A 17,684-nucleotide genomic window follows, 5' to 3' on the forward strand; every position below is an offset into this window, starting at 1 on the left:
CAACGCCGTATCGCCGATGCGCAGCAGATCGTAAACAGGTGCTTAGAAACCCGAGAGCACGATCTTGCCCTTGGCCCGGTTGCTCTCCAGCAAGGCGTGAGCGCGTTTCAGGTTGGCGGCGTCGATGCGGCCGAAGCGCTCGGCCACCGTGCTGCGGATCAGGCCGGCGTCCACCAGATCCGCCAGCCGGTTCAGGAGCAGGTGTTGCTGAATCTGGTCGTCGGTGCCGAACAGCGAGCGGGTGTACATGAACTCCCAATGCAGCGACACGCTCTTGCGCTTCAGTTCGCGCACGTCCAGCGCCGCCGGATCGTCGATCAGCGCCAGCTTGCCCTGCGGCGCGATGGCGGCGACGATCTCCTTGAAGTGGGCGTCGGTCTGGTTCAGGCTGGCCACGTAATCGACGCTGGCGTAGCCGATGCGCTTGAGCTCCTCGCTCAGCGGGCGGCGGTGGTCTATCACCTGATGGGCGCCCAGCTCCTTGACCCAGGCCTGGGTTTCCGGCCGCGAAGCGGTGGCGATCACGGTGAGGCCGGTCAGTCGACGCGCCAGCTGCACCAGGATGGAGCCGACGCCGCCGGCCGCGCCCACCACCAGCAGGCTGCGGCCGCTGGGCGCGCGGTTGTCCAGCACTTGCAGCCGGTCGAACAACAACTCCCAGGCGGTGATGGCGGTCAGCGGCAAGGCGGCTGCCTGTTCGAAGTCCAGGCTCTGCGGCATGCGGCCGACGATGCGCTCGTCCACCGCGTGCAATTCGCTGTTGGCGCCGGGGCGGTGCAGCGCGCCGGCGTACCACACCTTGTCGCCGGGCTGGAACAGGCTGACCTTGGCGCCCACCGCGCGCACCACGCCGGCGGCGTCCCAGCCCAGCACCTTGGCCTGGCCGGCCTCCGGCGCCGCGCCGGCGCGCACCTTGGCGTCCACCGGGTTCACCGAGACGGCTTTGACCTCCACCAGCAGATCATGCTCGCCGATGGCGGGCTCGGGCAGTTGCACGTCCTGCAGCGATTCCGGATGCTCGATCGGCAGGTTCTGGTAATAGGCGACGGCTTTCATAGGGTGTTCTCCATAGCGTGCGGGCCGATATAGCCCGGTCTTGATGGTGTCCATGCTATTCCTATTCGGAGCAACGAAAAGCCGGCTAAAATTCGATTCAGTTTCAAAAAAATTTTGACGATCATGGTCCGTTTCGAAGATTTGCAGGTGTTCGTTCGCGCCGCCGACAACGGCAGCCTGTCCGCCGCCGCGCGTCAGCTGGACCTGAGCCCGGCGGTGGCCAGCGCGGCGCTGAAGCGGCTGGAAAAAACCGTGGGCGCGCAATTGCTGGCGCGCTCCACCCGCAGCCTGCGGCTGACTCTGGCCGGAGAGCGCTACCTGGCCCATGCGCGCGCCGCGCTGGAGGCGGTGGAAGCCGGCGGCCAGGCGCTGGCCTTGCAGCGGCAGGCTTTGAGCGGCGAATTGTCGCTGTCCATGCCGTCGGACCTGGGGCGCAGCCGGCTGCGCGGCTGGCTGGACGCCTTTCTGGAGCGGCACGCCGGCCTGCGCCTGCAATTGCGGATCAGCGACCGGGTGGCGGATCTGTACCGGCAGCCGGTGGACGTGGCCCTGCGTTACGGCGTGCCGGAAGACTCCAGCCTGGTGGCCCTGCCGCTGGCGCCGGACAACCGGCGGGTGCTGTGCGCGTCGCCGGACTATCTGGCGCGCCACGGCCGGCCGCAATCGCCGCAGGAGCTGCGCCGCCATCAATGCCTGCGCCTGGTGTTGGGCGCGGCCTTGCACGAGCGCTGGAGTTTCAGCCAGGGTCCGCTGCGGGAGCTGGTGACGGTGGACGGCCGCCGCCAGAGCGACGACGGCGAAGTGGTGCGGCGCTGGGCGCTGGAGGGTTTGGGCATCGCCTATAAATCGCGTTTGGACGCGCTGGACGATCTGCGCGCCGGCCGGCTCTTGCCCTTGCTGGAAGACTGGCAGACCGAGGCCGCGCCGCTGTGTCTGGTGATCCCGCATCGTCTGATGCTGTCGCCGGCGGTGGCGGCGCTGCGCGAGCATTTGCAGACATGCCTGCAGGATTACCTGGCCGCGCCTTGAGTGTTGGTTTTCGGTGGGGGAGTGTGGTGGGTATCGCCTACGGCTCCACCCACCCTACAAGACCATCCACCGTAGGGTGGGTGGGGCGTAGCGATACCCACGCGGAAACGCGATGGGATTGATGCTTGGATCTTGGCGGCGGGCTTTGGTGGGTATCGCCTCTCGGCTCCACCCACCCTACAAGACCGTCCACCGTAGGGTGGGTGGAGCGTAGCGATACCCACGCGGAAACGAGATGGGATTGATGCTTGAGTTTTGGTGGCGGGTTTTGGTGGGTATCGCCTGCGGCTCCACCCACCCTACAAATACCCCCGACCAAACCATCCGCCGTAGGGTGGGTGGAGCGCAGCGATACCCACCGCAAGGCGCTTAGCGGTTTCGCAGGCGGATGCTGCGGAAGCGCGCTTCCAGGCTGAAGCGCTGTCCCAGCGCCAGGTAGAGCTGATGTTGGCTGTCTACATGGCGATAGACCCGGACCCGGTCCGCGCCCAACAGCATGATGATTTCCAGATAGTTGAAAAAGCCCATCCACTGGCCGCGTCCATCGCGGTGGTCAAAATCGATGTCGCGGGCGACGCGGCTGAGCAGGCCTTTGCCGACGTATTCGCGGTTGTCTTTCAGCCATTGCAGCAGGTGAGCCGCGCATTCGCGGCCATAGGCGTGGTTGGCGAGGAGATCCTTGCTGGGCGTGGGCATTTGCCAGTAATGCGGGTAGGTGCGGCCGGGGCAGAAGCGGACGAAGGGGAGCAGCGCTTCCTGTTGTCCAAGAGCATTCAGTTTGTAGCGGCGGCGCGGGGGAAAGTTTTGAGGCTGTTGCATGGTGTTTCTCCTGCGGTGACACAAGATAAACCACCTGCCGGGGAAGGCTGAGGTATTGGGCAGGCGCGTGGCAGGATTGGCGTACTGGTCTACTTACCAAACCAGCGAGTGCATAGCACTCCCCCACCATGCGCCTGCCAAATGGCGCGGCCATGGTAAAGCAGCCCGCGCGGCATGCCGCGCAAGCAGAATTGGTAAGTAGATAACGGGACGCCAATCCCGTGTGCCGCATGTGGGCGGCAACCTGGGGATTGTTGCCGAGGGGGCGGTTGGGGTCAAGGTGGGGTGGTTGCTTTGATTGAGCGTGGCTTATTGGTTAGGTGATCTGGTTTTTGAATCCGCTACGCGGATGATGTTTTTGGTGCCGCTTTCCGCGCGGCGAACGGGGAGGGGGCGGGCCGCCGCCCCCTTCCATCCCCCCTCGTCCCCCAGGACGCGAAACCCCGAAGAAAAAGGGGCCTGCAAGGCGCGGCTGAACTCGCGATTTGCTAGCGTCAAATCGCTCAAACAAAGCAGCCGCTTAAGACCTTGCAGACCTCTTTTTCTCCGGCGCGCCCCGAGGGGACACTTGGGCGCTACACGAGGTGGTATTTTTTGAATTAAGAGGGGTGGTTTAGCGAAGTGGGCCATTCTTGTGGGTAACTTGGCCCATTGCTCTTATCTGTGGATAAGTCTTGTTTCCTAAAAGAAAGTATGTATCCGACGCGCCCTAGGTCCCTTCAAGCCTGCCGTCGGGTGGCAGGCCCGAGGTTTTAAGCGGCTGCTTGTTCGAGCAGCGCGACGTTAGCGCGCTGCGAGTTCAGCCGCGCCTCGGGCCTGACGGGCCCCGGCGGGAAGCCGCAGGCCAGGCTTGCAGGGCGGCCTTTGGGGTGAAGGGGAATTTGGCCGCGCAAATTCCCCTTCCTGCCCGCCGGGCAGCCCCGGCAATGGAAATCATCATCCGCGCAGCGGATTCCACAGATTAATCATTAAAACGCTGCACCTGCCATATTCGGCTCCGCGAAGCGCCCACCGGCCACCCCCGCTCAGCCCCCGGCGGTGCGCGCCTGCCAGGCCGGATCGCTGGCGAACCGCTCCACCAGAAAATCCAGCATCGCCCGCAAGGTGGCCGGCATCTGCCGGCGCGAAGCGTAAATACCGTAAATGCCCAACTCCTGCGGCTGATACTCCGGCAACAAGGCCACCAACTGACCGCTGGCGATCAGCGGCGCGGCGGAATACAAGGGCTGCAAGGCAATGCCCGCGCCGGCCGCGGTGGCGGACAACAAGACCATGGACTCATTGGCGCTCAGATTGCCGCTGACCGGCACCGCCAACTGCTCGCCGTGACGCAGGAAGCGCCACAAGCTCTTGCCGAAATAGGAATAGGTCAGACAGTTGTGCAGCGACAAATCCTCCAGCCGCTTGGGCGCGCCGTGGGCGGCCAGATAGGCGGGAGAGGCGCAGATCACCGACGCGCAATTGGCCAGCGGACGGGCAATCAGGCTGGGGTCCAAGGCATTGGTGATGCGGATGGCCAGATCAATTCTTTCTTCCACCAGATTGACCGCGCGGTTGCTGATCTGCAGATCAATGGCGGTTTGCGGAAAGCGGCGCAGAAACTCGGTCACCGCCGCCGCCAGCGCGTCCTGGGCCAAGGACTGCGCGCAGCTGATGCGCAGCAGGCCCTGCGGCTGGCCGGGGTCCGCGCTGTTGGCCGCCGGCATCTGCCCGGCGATTTCCAGCATCTGCCGGCACCGCGCCAGCGTCTCCTCGCCGGCCGGGGTCAGGCTCAGCCGCCGCGTGGTGCGGTGCAATAGCCGAGTGCCGGCCCACTCCTCCATTTCCGCCAGATAGCGGGTGATCATCGCCCGCGACATGTCCAGGGTGTCCGCCGCCGCGACCAGGCTGCCGCGTTCGGTAATGGTGACGAAGACTTGCGCCGCGGTGATCCTATCCATGATTTGCTCGATTTATGCAACTAACCATTGCTTATTATCCGGTTTTTGATTCGAAAATAGCAATCTATGATTCACATCAGGCTTGCTACCAAGCCGACCGATCTCAAATTCACCAAATGGAAACCATCATGATCCAACACCGCATTTCCGGCAGCTTTGTAGCAGGCGCCCTGTTGATGTCCGCCGCCTTCACCCAGGCCGACGCTTTGAAAGTCGATGTCTACAACCCCGGCGCCAAGAGCCTGTTCCCGGTGTCGTCGGAACTGGTCACCGGCAAGAGCGAGGCTGTGCTGATCGACGCTCAGTTCCAGCGCAACGACGCCGAGGCCCTGGTGGCCAAGGTCAAGGCCAGCGGCAAGAAGCTGACCACCGTGTTCATCTCCCATCCGGACCCGGACTTCTACTTCGGCCTGGACGTGATCAAGGCCGCCTTCCCGGACGTCAAGGTGCTGGCCACCGCGTCCACCATCGAGTCGATCAAGGCCACCAAGGACGGCAAGATGGCTTACTGGGGCCCGATCCTGAAGGACAACGCGCCCAAGACCGTGATCGTGCCGGAGCCCATTCAGGGCGACACCCTGAAAGTGGACGGCCAGAAGCTGCAAGTGATGGGTCTGAAAGGCCCGACTCCGGACCGCACCTATATCTGGGCGCCTTCGATCAAGACCGCGATGGGCGGCGTGCTGACCTACGGCAATATGCATGTCTGGACCGCGGACACTCAAACTCCGAAGGACCGCGCGGACTGGCAGAAGTCGCTGAAGAACCTGCAGGCGCTGAAGCCCAAGGTCGTGGTGCCGGGCCATTTCCTGAACAATGCGCCGCACACCCTGGCTTCGGTGAAGTTCACCAGCGACTACCTGAAAACGCTGGAAGCGGAACTGCCCAAGGCCAAGAACTCGGCCGAGCTGGTGACGGCGATGAAGCAGCGTTATCCGAAGCTGGACGGCGTGTCCGACCTGGAACTGAGCGCCAAGGTGCTCAAGGGCGAGATGAAGTGGCCGCAATAAGGGGCTGAGGGCAGCGGCTTCGTTTGCCGCCCTCATGCTTCACGAGCTGTTGCGCGTAGACGGCCCGCCTGCCGGCAGCCGTTTACGCCTGATGATTTGAATGCATGGCCGCCCGCGCCGCGGGCGGCGCAAGAAAGGAAACCGCCATGTCCGGCATTATTTTGCACACTATTTTCGATCCGCTCTGCGGCTGGTGCTACGGCGCCGCGCCCTTGCTGGAAGCCGCGCGCGGCGTGCCGGGCCTGACGGTGGCGCTGCACGGCGGCGGCATGATGGTGGGCGCCAATCGCCGCCGGGTCAGCCCGGAGTGGCGTCAGTTCGTCTTGCCGCACGACCGCCGCATCGCCGAAGTCTCCGGCCAGCCTTTCGGCGAAGCCTACTTCGACGGCTTGCTCAAGGATCACGGCGCGGTGATGGACTCCGCGCCGCCCACCACCGCCGTACTGGCGGCGGAGGAGCTGGCCGGCAGCGGGCTGGAACTGCTGCACCGCATCCAGCGCGCCCATTTCGTCGAAGGCCGCCGCATCGCGGAATTCCCGGTGCTGGCCGAATTGGCCGCCGACATCGGCCTGGACGCGGACGCTTTCGCCGCGGCTTACCGCCGGCAGGAGGGCGCGGCCACCGACGCCCACTTCCAGGAAAGCCGCCGGCTGTTGGCCCAAGCGGGCGGCCAGGGCTTCCCCACGCTGGCGCTGGAGGAAAACGGCCGGCTGACGGTGCTGGATCTCGGCGCCTATCTGGGCCGGCCGGACGCCTGGCGCGCCCGCTTGAGCCAGGCCGCGTCCAGCGCGGCCCCGGCCGCGACGGAGGCGCTGGCCTGCGGCCCGGACAGCTGTGCGCTGTAGCGATAAGGGAAGGGCATGAGCAAACCGATTTTTGGATGGAACACCATGAACGCTAATCAAACCTCCGGCCAGGGCCACCTGAGCAATGTGGACATCGTCCGCGCCACCTATGAAGGCGATTCCGAGGCCAACGGCCGCAATCTGCTGGCCGCGCTGGCGCCGGACGCGGAATGGACCGAAGCCGCCGGCTTCCCCTACGCCGGCACCTATGTCGGCGCGGAGTCCATCGTCAAGAACGTGCACGAGCGGCTGGGCCGCGAGTGGGAAGGCTACCGCGCGGCGGTGGACAGCTTCTACGACGCCGGCGAGCACGTGATCGCCCAAGGTTTCTACCACGGCGTCTATCGCGCCACCGGCAAGGGCTTCGTCGCCTCTTTCGCCCACATCTACACGCTGCGCGACGGCAAGATCGTCAAGTTCGTGCAGATTGTGGACAGCGCCAAGGTGCTGGAAGCGATGCGGGCCTGAGAACCTGCTTACGATCTGCTGCGCGTCGGTAGAGGCATTGTGCGATGAGTGCCCGCTTCGAAATGCTCATGTACCACGCGTACATTCCGCTTTCTCAGCCGGTTTCGCCTTGTCTCGCCTTAGCCCGCGAGATCGTAAACACGTTCTGATAACCGGGTCCGCCCATGAAAAAACCGCCAGCCGGCACCGGTTGGCGGTTTTTTTGCGCGGCGCGGCCGCTCAGGGGCTGATGGCGAAGAACACGAAGGACGCGAAGATCACCAGGTGGACGATGCCTTGCAAGATGGTGGTGCGGCCCACCGCCAGCGACATCGAGCTGACCAGCAGGGTCAGCACCAGGAAGATGGTTTCCTTGTTTTCCAGGCCCAGGATCAGGGGCTCGCCCATGGTCACGAAGATCAGCGCCACGGTGGGGATGGTCAGGCCGATGGAGGCCAGCGCCGAACCCAGCGCCAGGTTGAGGCTGGTTTGCACCCGGTCCGCGCGCGCGGCGTTGGCGGCGGCCAGGCCTTCCGGCAGCAGCACCAGCGCGGCGATGATGATGCCCACCACGGCGGCCGGCGCGCCGGCGGCTTCCACGAATCCTTCGATGGACGGCGACAGCAGCTTGGCCAGGCTGACCACGCCCACCAGGCAGACCAGCAGCAGCGCCAGGCTGATCAGCGTCACTTTCATCGACGGCGGCGGCGCGTGCTCGTCCTCGCTATGGCTGTCTTCCGCCAGGAAGTAGTCGCGGTGGCGTATGGTCTGCACAAAGACGAAGGCGCCGTACAGCACCAGGGACACCACGCCGGTGAAGGCCAGTTGCGACGAGGACAGCAGCGGGCCGGGCTCGCTGGTGCCGTAGTTGGGCAAGACCAGGGCCAGCACCGAAATGGCGGCCAGCACCGTCAGCGCCACTTTGGCGCCGCTGAGCTGGAAGTTCTGTTCGCGATGGCGCAGGCCGCCCAGCAGCAGGCAGATGCCGACGATGCCGTTGCAGGTGATCATGATGGCGGAAAAAATGGTGTCGCGCGCCAGCGCCAGCTTGCTTTCGCCGCCGGCCAGCATGAAGGAGACGATCAGCGCCACCTCGATCACCGTCACCGCCAGCGCCAGGATCAGCGTGCCGAACGGTTCGCCCACCTTGTGCGCCACCACTTCGGCGTGGTGGACGGCGGCGAAGACGGTGCCGGCCAGCAGCACGGCCAGCAGGGTGAGGAAGAGGGGGGAGGCCGCAATCGAGGAGGCTGCCAGGATTGCGCCCCCGGCCACCAGCGGGGTGACGACGGTCCAGCGGGGAATGGTGTTCGGAGACAATTTATTTTCCTTGTTATTGACGGTGGTGTAAGCCGGGCCGTGACGGGGAAAGCGCATTGATATCACTATAAGGCCAGGCTGCGATTTTTTTTGCGGTCATGGGTGCAAGGATGCGCGACGGCGGGTGGCGGACAAGCTGCCAGTGTCGCGCGAGGGTATAGACAATGGCAATTGAAACCGGTTCGCTCATGCCCAAAAAAAATGGCCGGAAATCCGGCCATTTGGTGGAGAACGGAGGCGATCAGGCGGCTGCCAGCGCGTTCTCTTCGCGTTTCAGACGACGGAAGGCGCCCCACAAGGCCAGCGCGGCGGCCGTGCCCAGCAGCAGGTTGACCAGGGGCATCGCCAGCCAGACGCCATCCAGTGCCAGCCACAGCGGCAGCAGCCACAAGGCCGGCAGCAACAGCACGGTCTTGCCTATGGTCAGCAGCAGCGCCGCCCGCGTCAGCGCCATCGCCTGCAGCGCGAGGATGCCGATGATCACCAGGCCGTCGAAAGGCATGGCCAGCAGGTGCAGGCGCAGCGCGTGGCTGCCGGCGGCGATGAGCGCCAGGTCTTCGCTGTTGTACATCCGCACGATCAGGGTGGGGAACAACTGCACCACGGCCAACGCCGTCAGCCCCAGCAGCATGGTGACGCGCAGGCCGTAGCGCAGCGCTTCGCGGGTGCGCTCCGGCCGGCCGGCGCCGGTGGAGTGGCTGAGCAGCGGTTGCAGGCCCACCGCCAGCCCGTGCACCACCAGGGTGAACAGCGCTTCGCTGTAGCCGGCGGTGGCGTAGGCGGCCACGCTCAGGTCCGTGCCCCAGCGCAGCAGCTGGAAATTGTGGGCGAACATCAGCAAGGCCAGGTTGAACTCCATCAGCAGGCTGGACAGGCCCAGCGCCAGGACCGGGACGCAGCAGCGCCAGTCCAGCCGCAGCTGGGCCGGCCGCAGCCGCAGCCGCGCGTGGCGGGTGAAGAAATAGCCGAGGCCGGCCAGCATCACCACCGATTCGGACAACAGCGTGGCCTGGGCCGAGCCGGCCAGGCCCAGCTTGAACACGCCGACGAACAGATAGTTGAACACCACGTTGAGCAGCGAGCCTATCACCATCAGCAGCGTGGCCAGCCGCGGGCGGCCGTCGTTGCGCAGCAGATAGGTGGCCACCATCTGGCCCATGGTGAACAGCGCGCCGCCCAGCATCCATTGCAGATAGTTGCGCGCCTCCGCCATCACGATGGGCTGCTTGTCGGCCTGCAGCCATTGCAGCAGGGTGTCCAGATAGCTGAGGCCAAGCAGCGGGATGGCCAGGCTGATCAGCGCCAGCAGCGCCAGCGCCGCCACCAGGGTGGCGCGCGCGCGCTCGTAGTCGCCGCCGCCTTGCAGGATGGCGATGCGGGTGGCCGCGCCCATGCTCAGCATGGCGCCCAGGCCTACTTGCATCATCACCAGCGGGTAGGCCAGCGCAATGGCCGCCAGGCCGTGGCTGCCGACGAAGTGGCCGACGAAGATGCCGTCGATGACCACGTACAGGCCGGTGGCCAGCATGCCGGCGAGGGAGGGTATGGTGTATTGCCAGAACAGTTTGGACACCGGCAACGTGTCCAGGTCGCGGTGGTTTGTTGTTGTGTGTGACATGGGAGTGCCTAAGAAGAGTTTCAAAAGATCGAGGGACGGGGAAGGCCGACGCGTCTTGCCTTGAGCGCGGCCGGCCTTGTTCATCCAATTAATCAATCACGGTTGATTAATTAATTCTTTGAGGTAGCATCGAAGGAAAAGTTCAGAGGCGGATATGGCCAGGAAAACCAAGGAAGAATCGCAAAAAACCCGGGACGCGATCCTGGACGGCGCGGAGCAGGTGTTTCTGCGGCAGGGCGTGGCCAACGCCACCATGGCGCAGATCGCCGACGCGGCCGGGGTGTCGCGCGGCGCGGTCTACGGCCATTACGACAACAAGATGGAAGTGTGCCGGGCGATGGTGGACCGCGTGTTCGAACTGGACGCGCTGCGTTTCCCGGCAGAGCAGGCGTCGGCGGGCGAAACCCTGGTGGCGGTGGGCATGTATTACCTGCGCCAGTTTCACGAGCCGGGGCCGGCGCAGCGGGTGACGGAGTTTCTGTACCACAAGTGCGAGCGCAATCAGGAAAACCGCGGCATCCTGCGCCGCCGCGAGCTGATGGACCGCGCCAGCATGCATTATGTGCGCCGCCAACTGCGGCGCGCCGTCGCCCAGGGCGAGCTGCCGCAGGACATCGAGGTGGGCATCGCCGCCGAATTCCTGGTGCGCTTGTTCGAAGGCATGTACGGGATGATGGACGGCGGCAAGGCGCCGTTCGCGGCCTGCGAGCGGATATTGCGCGCGGCCTGGCAAAGCCTGGCGACGGTGGCGGCCTGGCGGGGCGGGGCCTGAGAAGCCGTTCGATGTCTGCTGCGCGTCGGCGGGATGAATAGATAAAGGGCGTTGAAACCGGCTACGAAATGCTTACGCGCCGTATGCGCACTCCGCTCTTTCAGCGGTTTTCGCCTTGTCCCACCTTAGCTCGCGAGACCGTGAACACGTTCCGGGAGTCCGTGCGAAGTCCGTCGCGCGACGGCCTGGTCAGGGGCTGGCGGCCCAGGCGGCCGCGCCCATGGCCGCCGCGGCGGGCGGCGTCCGCAGCCGCAATTGGCGCGGACTGAGGCCGAACATTTGCCGGCACAGCCGGGTCAGCGCGCTTTGATCGGAAAAACCGCAACTGGCGGCGATGTCGGCCAGCGGCCGGCCGCTGTGCTGGATGGCGTGGCAGGCGGCCTCCATCCGGGTGCGGCGGATGAACTCGCCTACGCTGGCCTGGAACACCCGCTTCATGCGGCGGTCCATCTGGCCGATGCTGAGGCCGGACAGATCGCACAATTCCTCCAGGTGCAGGGGGCGGTCGAAATGGGTCTGGATGTGGTCGACGCAGGCGGCGAAGCGCTCGTCCAGCAGCTTCTCGCGGGTCAGTTCGGTCAGGTCTTTGGAAATGCAGACCAGTCCGATCAGGCGCCCGTCCGGGTCGTGCAGCGATTGCTTGTTGGTCAGGCACCAGCCGGGCGCGCGGTCGTGGTAGACGGTGAGGTCCAGCCGGTTGCGCACCGGCCGCCGCTCCGAGAAGACCTGCAGATCCTGGCTGCGGTAGCGGTTGGCCATGGCGTTGGGAAACAGTTCGTGCGCGGTCAACCCTTCCGCCTGCCATTTGTTGCGCAGCGCGCAACGTCCGACGCAGCCCTCGCTCAAGGCCAGGTAGCGGCTGTCCAGGTCCTTGACCGCGAACACCACGTCGGGCAACTGATCGAACAGGGCGGCCATCGCCTGCATGGCGCTCGGGTCGCTGACGATGTAGGGGCGTTGCGGCGGCATGGACATGGCGGGCGTCCTTATGACCTGTTTGCGATGTGTTGCGCTCCAAAAAGACGGCTGGCCAGCGAGGCGGGCCGGGCTATCCAATCTTCATGTCATTCATTAAACATTGTTTGAAAACAAAATGCATTAATTCAACCCATTTTGCAAGTCCGCCGCGGACGGGCCGCGGCGGGTGCGGCTTTGGGCTTAGTCGTAGCTGGCGCTGACGGTGACGTTGGCGAAGGGCTGGCGCGCCTGCAGCGTCAGGTAGTACCAGCGGCCGGCTTGCGGCGCGGCGATGGCCACGCTTTCCTCATTGCCGGCGACGGCGGACGCGTAGTCGTAATTGCCGGGCGTCGGGTAGCGGTCCAGCGCCACGTAGAGATCGACGTCGCCGCTGCCGCCGCTGGTCCACAGCTTGAGGTTGCGCGCGCCGGCCGGCAGCAGGATGGTGGCGTAGGCCGCGCCGGAAGCGGAGGCGGAGAGGCCGCCGATGGAGCAGTTCTTGCCCAGATAGCTGGGCGAGGCCTCCTTGCACGGCGGCAGGCTGGTGTCCGACGGCAGCGGCGGCTGGCCGGCGGTGGTGGCGCTTTGCGCCCAGCTGGCGAATTCCGCGTCGTAGCGGCTGCCAATCAGCTGGATCTGGCTGCGGTAGCCGGCGTAGTCGCCGCTGCGGAAGCGGGCGAGGAAGCCGTCCACATCGCCGCGGTGGCGTTCCATCATGAAGCGGGTGGCCATATAGCCCCAGCGGTAGGCGCGGGTCACGTAGTCGCTCATGTCGTAGGTGTTGCCGAAGATCTGGCTCAGCGTGTAGCCGCCGCCGCGGGCGGCGTCGATGGCCGGCTGGTTGCCGTTGCCCAGCGACAGGTACTCGGCCAGTCCCTCAATCCACCAGACCGTGGGCAGGCGGGTGCTGGCGCCGAAGTCGCCGTACATGTCGAAGCGGCCGTCCAGATAGTGGATGTATTCGTGCTCCAGGTTCCAGACTTTGAAGGTTGGGCGCAGCCAGGAGGCTTCGTGGGCGATGAAGCGCGCCTGGTTGCCGGCCGCGGCCGGGTCGCCTTCCAGATACATGCCGCCGTTGTCGGTGCTGATGCCGTAGATGACGGAGGCGTATTTGGCGTAGTTGTTGTAGTCGTCGAACACCACCACTTCCAGCGAGGTGTTGTTGTCGTTGGCCACCGGCTGTTTGCGGGTTTGCAGCATCTGATGGAAATAGGATTCCTCTTTTTGCAGCAGCGCGCAGGAAGACTGTAGCTGTTCGGCGCTCATTTCCTGGGCGCGGATGCGGATGCTGGCGCTGCAGGTGTAGCGGTTGACCAGGATGGCGTCGGCGAGCCGGGTTTCGAAGTCGCAGGTGCCGTAGTCGGCGCAGCTGGCGGCGTCGTAATACTTGACCGCTTCGGCGGTGGCCAGCCACAGCTCGTTGTCGGCGCCGGTCATGCTGCTGCCGGCCAGAATGGCCTGCGCCTGCGGCTTGATCGCCGGCTTCAGCGCCGGATATTGCATGAAGCGCAGCCCTTCGCGGGTGGCGTCGCCCAGCTGGAAGGCGCTTTCGGTGCCGAGCAGGCTGCTCTTGTTGGCCAGGGCGAAGCGGGTCAGCGCCGCGGAATAGCTGCCGTCGTTCTGCAGCAGCGGCGTGGCGTTGGCGCGGCCGTGAGCGTAGAAGAACACGGTCAGCGCGCCGGTGAAGCCCTGGCTGGCGCTGGTCTCGCGCAGGGCCTGGGCGGCGTTGGGCTGGCTGGCGCTATTGGTGTAGCGCTGCACGATGGCGCGCATGCTGGGCAAGTAGTAGGCCTCGTCCGCCATATTGGTGATCAGCTTCATCACCTCGCCGGCGGTGGTGGAGGCCTGGGCGTTGGCGGAGAACAGCGCGTTGCCGTCGGCCAGCTGCTTGATGCCGGGGCGCAGCACGGTGAGCAGATTGGGGTCCAGCGCCGGCAGGGCGCCGCCGCTGGCCAGGTAATAGCCGGCGCGCAGGTAGAGGGTGAGGTTGACCAGGGTCATCGAACCGGCGTTGTAGGCGGCGGCCTCCTGGGCGAAGCGGCCGGCGACGGCGTTGAGGTTGGCCGCGCTGTAGAGCGTGGCGGCCAGTTTGCTGTCCAGCGAGAACAGGCCGTAGGTGCAGGTGTAATCGGGCAGGGCGGCCAGGTAGTTGGCCAGCGCCGCGCCGCTGTAGCCGGCCATGGCCTTCACGTCCGGGCACTGCACGACGGCGGCGCGGCGGATCAGCTTGCTTTTGGGCTTGCCGATCACGGTACGCTCGTCCGGCAAGCGGTAGCGGGATTGAGCGTCGCTTGGCGGGCGTTCTTGCCATTGCCGCGGCGGCGGCGCTTGCTTCGGCCGGGCCTGCGCTTGGTGGGGGGCTTTTTGCAGCTTGGGCGCGGCCAGCGCCGGCTGCGCCAGCAAGGCGGCGGCGAGGCTCAGGCACAGCGCGGCGAGTGGGAGCTTGGGCATTGTTGTCTCCAGAGGTCAGGGCGAGTCCCTGATGGCGAGATCATGCCAATGGCACAGCGGGCTTTCTTGGCGCGCTTGCGCGTCCGCGCGCGCAGATTTGCCAAATCAGCGGTGGGCGCGGGCGCGTCGCGGTGGGTTTCCGCGCGTCGGCGATTGACGCGACGGTCGACTAGCTATATTATGCGCCTCTCTCTGGAGGGGTTCCCGAGCGGTCAAAGGGATCAGACTGTAAATCTGACGGCTCTGCCTTCGAAGGTTCGAATCCTTCTCCCTCCACCAGATTCAACAAAAAAGCCAGGCGATGCCTGGCTTTTTTGCGTTCTGTTTCCGTGCACGCGCTCATAGTCCGAGGTGGCGCGCGTGGAAGCGCAGCTGTTCCTCTATCAGGCTGGCGACGAAGTAATAGCTGTGGTCGTACTCGGCGTGGCGGTGCAATTCCAGCGGATAGCCGCAGTCCCGCGCCGCCGTTTCCAGCGCCTCAGGTTGCAATTGCACGTCCAGAAAGCTGTCGGCCAGGCCGATGTCCACGCGCAGCGGCAGCTGCCGCTGCGCGTGCTTGAGCAGCAGGCTGGCGTCCCAGTCCTCCCAGGCGGCGCGGTCTTCGCCCAGATAGGCGGAGAAGGCCTTTTGGCCCCAGGGCGCGTTGACCGGGTGGCAGATAGGGCTGAACGCCGACGCCGAGACATAGTCCTGCGGCCGCTTCAGCGCGCAGATCAGCGCGCCGTGGCCGCCCATGGAGTGGCCGGCCACCGCGCGCTGCGCTGTGACGGGGAAGTTGGCCTCGATCAGCGCCGGCAGTTCGCGGCTGACGTAGTCGTACATCCGGTAATGGCGGTCCCACGGCGCCTGGGTAGCGTTCAGGTAGAAGCCGGCGCCCTGGCCCAGGTCGAAAGCCTCGTCGTCGGCCGCCTCCGCGCCGCGCGGGCTGGTGTCCGGCGCGACGATGGCCAGTCCCAGCTCCGCGGCGACGCGCTGCGCGCCGGCCTTTTGCATGAAGTTCTCGTCGGTGCAGGTCAGGCCGGACAGCCAGTACAGCACCGGCACGCGCTGGTTAGCACCGGCCTGCGGCGGCAGGTAGACGGCGAAGCGCATCCGGCAGTCCAGCGTTTCCGAATCGTGCAGATACTGCCGATGCCAGCCGCCAAACGATTTGTTGGCGCTGATGTTTTCCAGGTTCACGCGCGTCTCCGGCTCAGTAATGGATCACGGAACGGATGCTCTTGCCCTCGTGCATCAGATCGAAGGCTTCGTTGACGCGCTCCAGCGGCATGGTGTGGGTGATGAAGTCGTCCAGGCGGAATTCGCCCTTCAGATAACGTTCCACATAGTCCGGCAGCTCGCTGCGGCCGCGCACGCCGCCGAAGGCGGAGCCGCGCCACACCCGGCCGGTGACCAGCTGGAACGGGCGGGTGGAGATTTCCTGCCCGGCCCCGGCCACGCCGATGATCACCGATTCGCCCCAGCCCTTGTGGCAGCATTCCAGCGCCGCGCGCATCACCTTGACGTTGCCTATGCATTCGAAGGAGAAGTCGACGCCGCCGTCGGTCATCTCCACGATCACGTCCTGGATGGGCTTGTCGAAGTCATTGGGGTTGACGCAGTCGCTGGCGCCCAGCTTCTTCGCCAGTTCGAACTTGCTCTCGTTGATGTCGATGCCGATGATGCGACCGGCGCCGGCCATGCGCGCGCCGATGATGGCGGACAGGCCGATGCCGCCCAGGCCGAAGATGGCCACGCTGTCGCCGGCCTTGACCTTGGCTGTGTTGATCACCGCGCCCATGCCGGTGGTGACGCCGCAGCCCAGCAGGCAGACTTCCTCCAGCGGCGCGGCCGGGTTGACCTTGGCCAGCGAGATTTCCGGCAACACCGTGTATTCGGCGAAGGTGGAGGTGCCCATATAGTGGTAGATGGGCTTGCCGTCCTTGGAGAAGCGGGTGCTGCCGTCCGGCATCAGGCCCTTGCCCTGGGTGGCGCGGATCTTCTGGCACAGATTGGTCTTGCCGGACAGACAGAATTTGCACTCGCGGCATTCCGGGGTGTACAGCGGGATCACGTGGTCGCCCACGGCCACGCTGCTGACGCCGGGGCCGACGGATTCGACGATGCCGCCGCCTTCATGGCCCAGGATGCAGGGGAACACGCCTTCCGGGTCTTCGCCGGACAGGGTGAAGGCGTCGGTGTGGCAAACGCCGGTGGCGACCATTTTCACCCGCACCTCGCCGGCGCGGGGCGGATGCACTTCCACTTCTTCTATGCTCAGCGGCTGGCCGGCGGCCCAGGCCACGGCGGCCTTGCACTTGATGATGTCCTGGCTCATGAGCCCTCCTAGATGTTGGATCGCCGCCAGCAGTTCGCTGCTGTCTAAAGACTGAAGGCCGGCGGTGGCAAAACTTTGATTGTATTTCTCGTGTTTGAATAGATAATCGTGGCAATTGGTAAATGATTTTTTCCGAGGTGGAATAATGCTGGGTTGGGAAGGCATTTGCGAATTCGTCAGCGTGGCGGAGCAGGGCAGTTTCACCAAGGCGGCTCAGGCGCTGGGCATTTCCGTCGCCCAGGTCAGCCGCCAGGTCACGCAGCTGGAGCAGCGTTTGGGCGCCAAATTGCTGTATCGGACTACCCGCCATCAGGCGCTGACCGAGATCGGCGCGTTGTATCTGCGCCACTGTCGGCAGTTGCTGGATTCGCTGGCGGAGGCGGAGCAGGCGATCTCGCGCCATCAGGCGCAGCCGCAGGGCAAGCTCAAGCTGACCGCGCCGCTGGCTTACGGCCAAAGCCACATCGCGCCGTTGTTGACCCGTTTTCTGCAGCGCCATCCGCAGCTGGAGGCGAGCCTGAATCTGTCCAACCAAGTGCTGGACCTGGTGCAGGACGGCTACGACCTGGCGATCCGCATCGGCCATTTGAGCGATTCCACGCTGATGGCGCGGCGGCTGGCCTCGCGCCGCCATCATGTCTGCGCGGCGCCGGCTTATCTGGAGCGGCACGGCCGGCCGCAGGAGCCGGCGGACCTGGAGCGCCACAACTGCCTGTCGCTGAGCGGCGAGCACTGGCATCTGCAGGACGGCGGCCGCAGGAGGCAGGTGAGGGTCAAGGGCAGCTTGCGCTGCAACAGCGGCCATGCGCTGGCGCACGCGGCGCGGCTGGGCCTGGGGCTGGCGCAATTGCCCGACTATTACGTCGCCGGCTTTTTGAGCAGCGGCGAGCTGGTCGAGGTGTTGGCCGATTACCGCGAGCCGGACGAGGGCATTTGGGCGCTGACGCCGCACAACCGCCAGCTGTCGCCCAAGGTCCGGCTATTGATGGACTTCCTGGCCGAATCGCTGATCGACGATCCGCTGGCCTTGCCGGAATAGGCGGCCGGCCGCTTTCGCGGTTGCCAAGCCCGGGCGCAGTGGCAATAATCGCGCATTCGATTTT

The 17,684-nt window shown here is 65.4% G+C and carries 15 protein-coding genes and 1 tRNA gene; 7 read left to right on the forward strand and 9 right to left on the reverse strand.

Annotation, left to right across the window (positions count from 1 at the left end; all coding sequences use genetic code 11):
- Positions 1-42: 42 nt before the first annotated feature.
- Positions 43-1,056 carry a zinc-binding alcohol dehydrogenase family protein gene (locus tag VK98_RS05845; protein WP_048413119.1) on the reverse strand — a complete coding sequence of 338 codons (1,014 nt, stop codon included), beginning with the start codon at positions 1,054-1,056 and terminating at the stop codon, positions 43-45.
- Between the two features lie 123 nt (positions 1,057-1,179).
- Here VK98_RS05845 and VK98_RS05850 point away from each other — a divergent pair, with 123 nt between their 5' ends.
- Positions 1,180-2,085, forward strand: coding sequence for a LysR family transcriptional regulator (locus tag VK98_RS05850; protein ID WP_048413226.1), 906 nt, complete (start codon positions 1,180-1,182; stop codon positions 2,083-2,085).
- 369 nt (positions 2,086-2,454) lie between these two features.
- Here VK98_RS05850 and VK98_RS05855 read toward each other — a convergent pair whose 3' ends face one another.
- Positions 2,455-2,904, reverse strand: coding sequence for a hypothetical protein (locus VK98_RS05855; protein ID WP_048413120.1), 450 nt, complete (start codon positions 2,902-2,904; stop codon positions 2,455-2,457).
- A 1,025-nt stretch (positions 2,905-3,929) separates the two neighbouring features.
- Entirely contained in the window at positions 3,930-4,844 is a 915-nt protein-coding gene (locus VK98_RS05860) for a LysR family transcriptional regulator (protein WP_048413121.1), read from the reverse strand.
- A gap of 128 nt (positions 4,845-4,972) precedes the next feature.
- Here VK98_RS05860 and VK98_RS05865 point away from each other — a divergent pair, with 128 nt between their 5' ends.
- From VK98_RS05865 to VK98_RS05875, 3 genes are all read left to right on the forward strand, one after another.
- On the forward strand, positions 4,973-5,854 hold the full coding sequence (locus VK98_RS05865) for an MBL fold metallo-hydrolase (protein ID WP_053077257.1): 882 nt from the start codon (positions 4,973-4,975) through the stop codon (positions 5,852-5,854).
- 146 nt (positions 5,855-6,000) lie between these two features.
- Positions 6,001-6,699: a DsbA family protein gene (locus VK98_RS05870; protein WP_048413122.1), complete on the forward strand. Its 699-nt coding sequence runs from the start codon at positions 6,001-6,003 to the stop codon at positions 6,697-6,699.
- Positions 6,700-6,744: 45 nt separating this feature from the next.
- The gene (locus VK98_RS05875) at positions 6,745-7,167 is read left to right on the forward strand and encodes a nuclear transport factor 2 family protein (protein WP_048413123.1); all 423 of its coding nucleotides are present in this window, start codon (positions 6,745-6,747) and stop codon (positions 7,165-7,167) included.
- A 219-nt stretch (positions 7,168-7,386) separates the two neighbouring features.
- Here the strand turns inward: VK98_RS05875 and VK98_RS05880 are convergent, their stop codons facing one another.
- Both VK98_RS05880 and VK98_RS05885 read right to left on the reverse strand, forming a co-directional pair.
- A complete protein-coding gene (locus tag VK98_RS05880) occupies positions 7,387-8,466 on the reverse strand; it encodes a calcium:proton antiporter (protein ID WP_197082974.1) in 1,080 nt (359 codons plus the stop codon).
- A gap of 241 nt (positions 8,467-8,707) precedes the next feature.
- Positions 8,708-10,084: an MATE family efflux transporter gene (locus VK98_RS05885; RefSeq protein ID WP_048413125.1), complete on the reverse strand. Its 1,377-nt coding sequence runs from the start codon at positions 10,082-10,084 to the stop codon at positions 8,708-8,710.
- 154 nt (positions 10,085-10,238) lie between these two features.
- Here VK98_RS05885 and VK98_RS05890 point away from each other — a divergent pair, with 154 nt between their 5' ends.
- Positions 10,239-10,856, forward strand: a complete 618-nt coding sequence (locus tag VK98_RS05890; RefSeq protein ID WP_048413126.1) for a TetR family transcriptional regulator — start codon at positions 10,239-10,241, stop codon at positions 10,854-10,856.
- Positions 10,857-11,045: 189 nt separating this feature from the next.
- On the opposite strand, the gene VK98_RS05895 is transcribed toward VK98_RS05890, so the two are convergent.
- Entirely contained in the window at positions 11,046-11,831 is a 786-nt protein-coding gene (locus VK98_RS05895; protein ID WP_231589210.1) for an AraC family transcriptional regulator, read from the reverse strand.
- A 183-nt stretch (positions 11,832-12,014) separates the two neighbouring features.
- A complete protein-coding gene (locus tag VK98_RS05900; RefSeq protein ID WP_053077247.1) occupies positions 12,015-14,264 on the reverse strand; it encodes a M9 family metallopeptidase in 2,250 nt (749 codons plus the stop codon).
- A gap of 194 nt (positions 14,265-14,458) precedes the next feature.
- On the opposite strand from VK98_RS05900, the gene VK98_RS05905 reads away from it, so the two are divergent.
- A tRNA-Tyr gene (locus tag VK98_RS05905) sits at positions 14,459-14,543 on the forward strand.
- Positions 14,544-14,603: 60 nt separating this feature from the next.
- Here the strand turns inward: VK98_RS05905 and fghA are convergent.
- Positions 14,604-15,437, reverse strand: coding sequence for an S-formylglutathione hydrolase (gene fghA / locus VK98_RS05910; RefSeq protein ID WP_197082981.1), 834 nt, complete (start codon positions 15,435-15,437; stop codon positions 14,604-14,606).
- A 19-nt stretch (positions 15,438-15,456) separates the two neighbouring features.
- Positions 15,457-16,569, reverse strand: a complete 1,113-nt coding sequence (locus tag VK98_RS05915) for an S-(hydroxymethyl)glutathione dehydrogenase/class III alcohol dehydrogenase (protein WP_369700241.1) — start codon at positions 16,567-16,569, stop codon at positions 15,457-15,459.
- 157 nt (positions 16,570-16,726) lie between these two features.
- Between VK98_RS05915 and VK98_RS05920 the strand changes: the two genes are divergently transcribed.
- On the forward strand, positions 16,727-17,620 hold the full coding sequence (locus VK98_RS05920) for a LysR substrate-binding domain-containing protein (RefSeq protein WP_048413129.1): 894 nt from the start codon (positions 16,727-16,729) through the stop codon (positions 17,618-17,620).
- Positions 17,621-17,684 lie beyond the last annotated feature (64 nt).

This window comes from Chromobacterium sp. LK11, assembly GCF_001043705.1.
In the GTDB taxonomy this organism is placed as follows: Bacteria; Pseudomonadota; Gammaproteobacteria; order Burkholderiales; family Chromobacteriaceae; genus Chromobacterium; species Chromobacterium alkanivorans.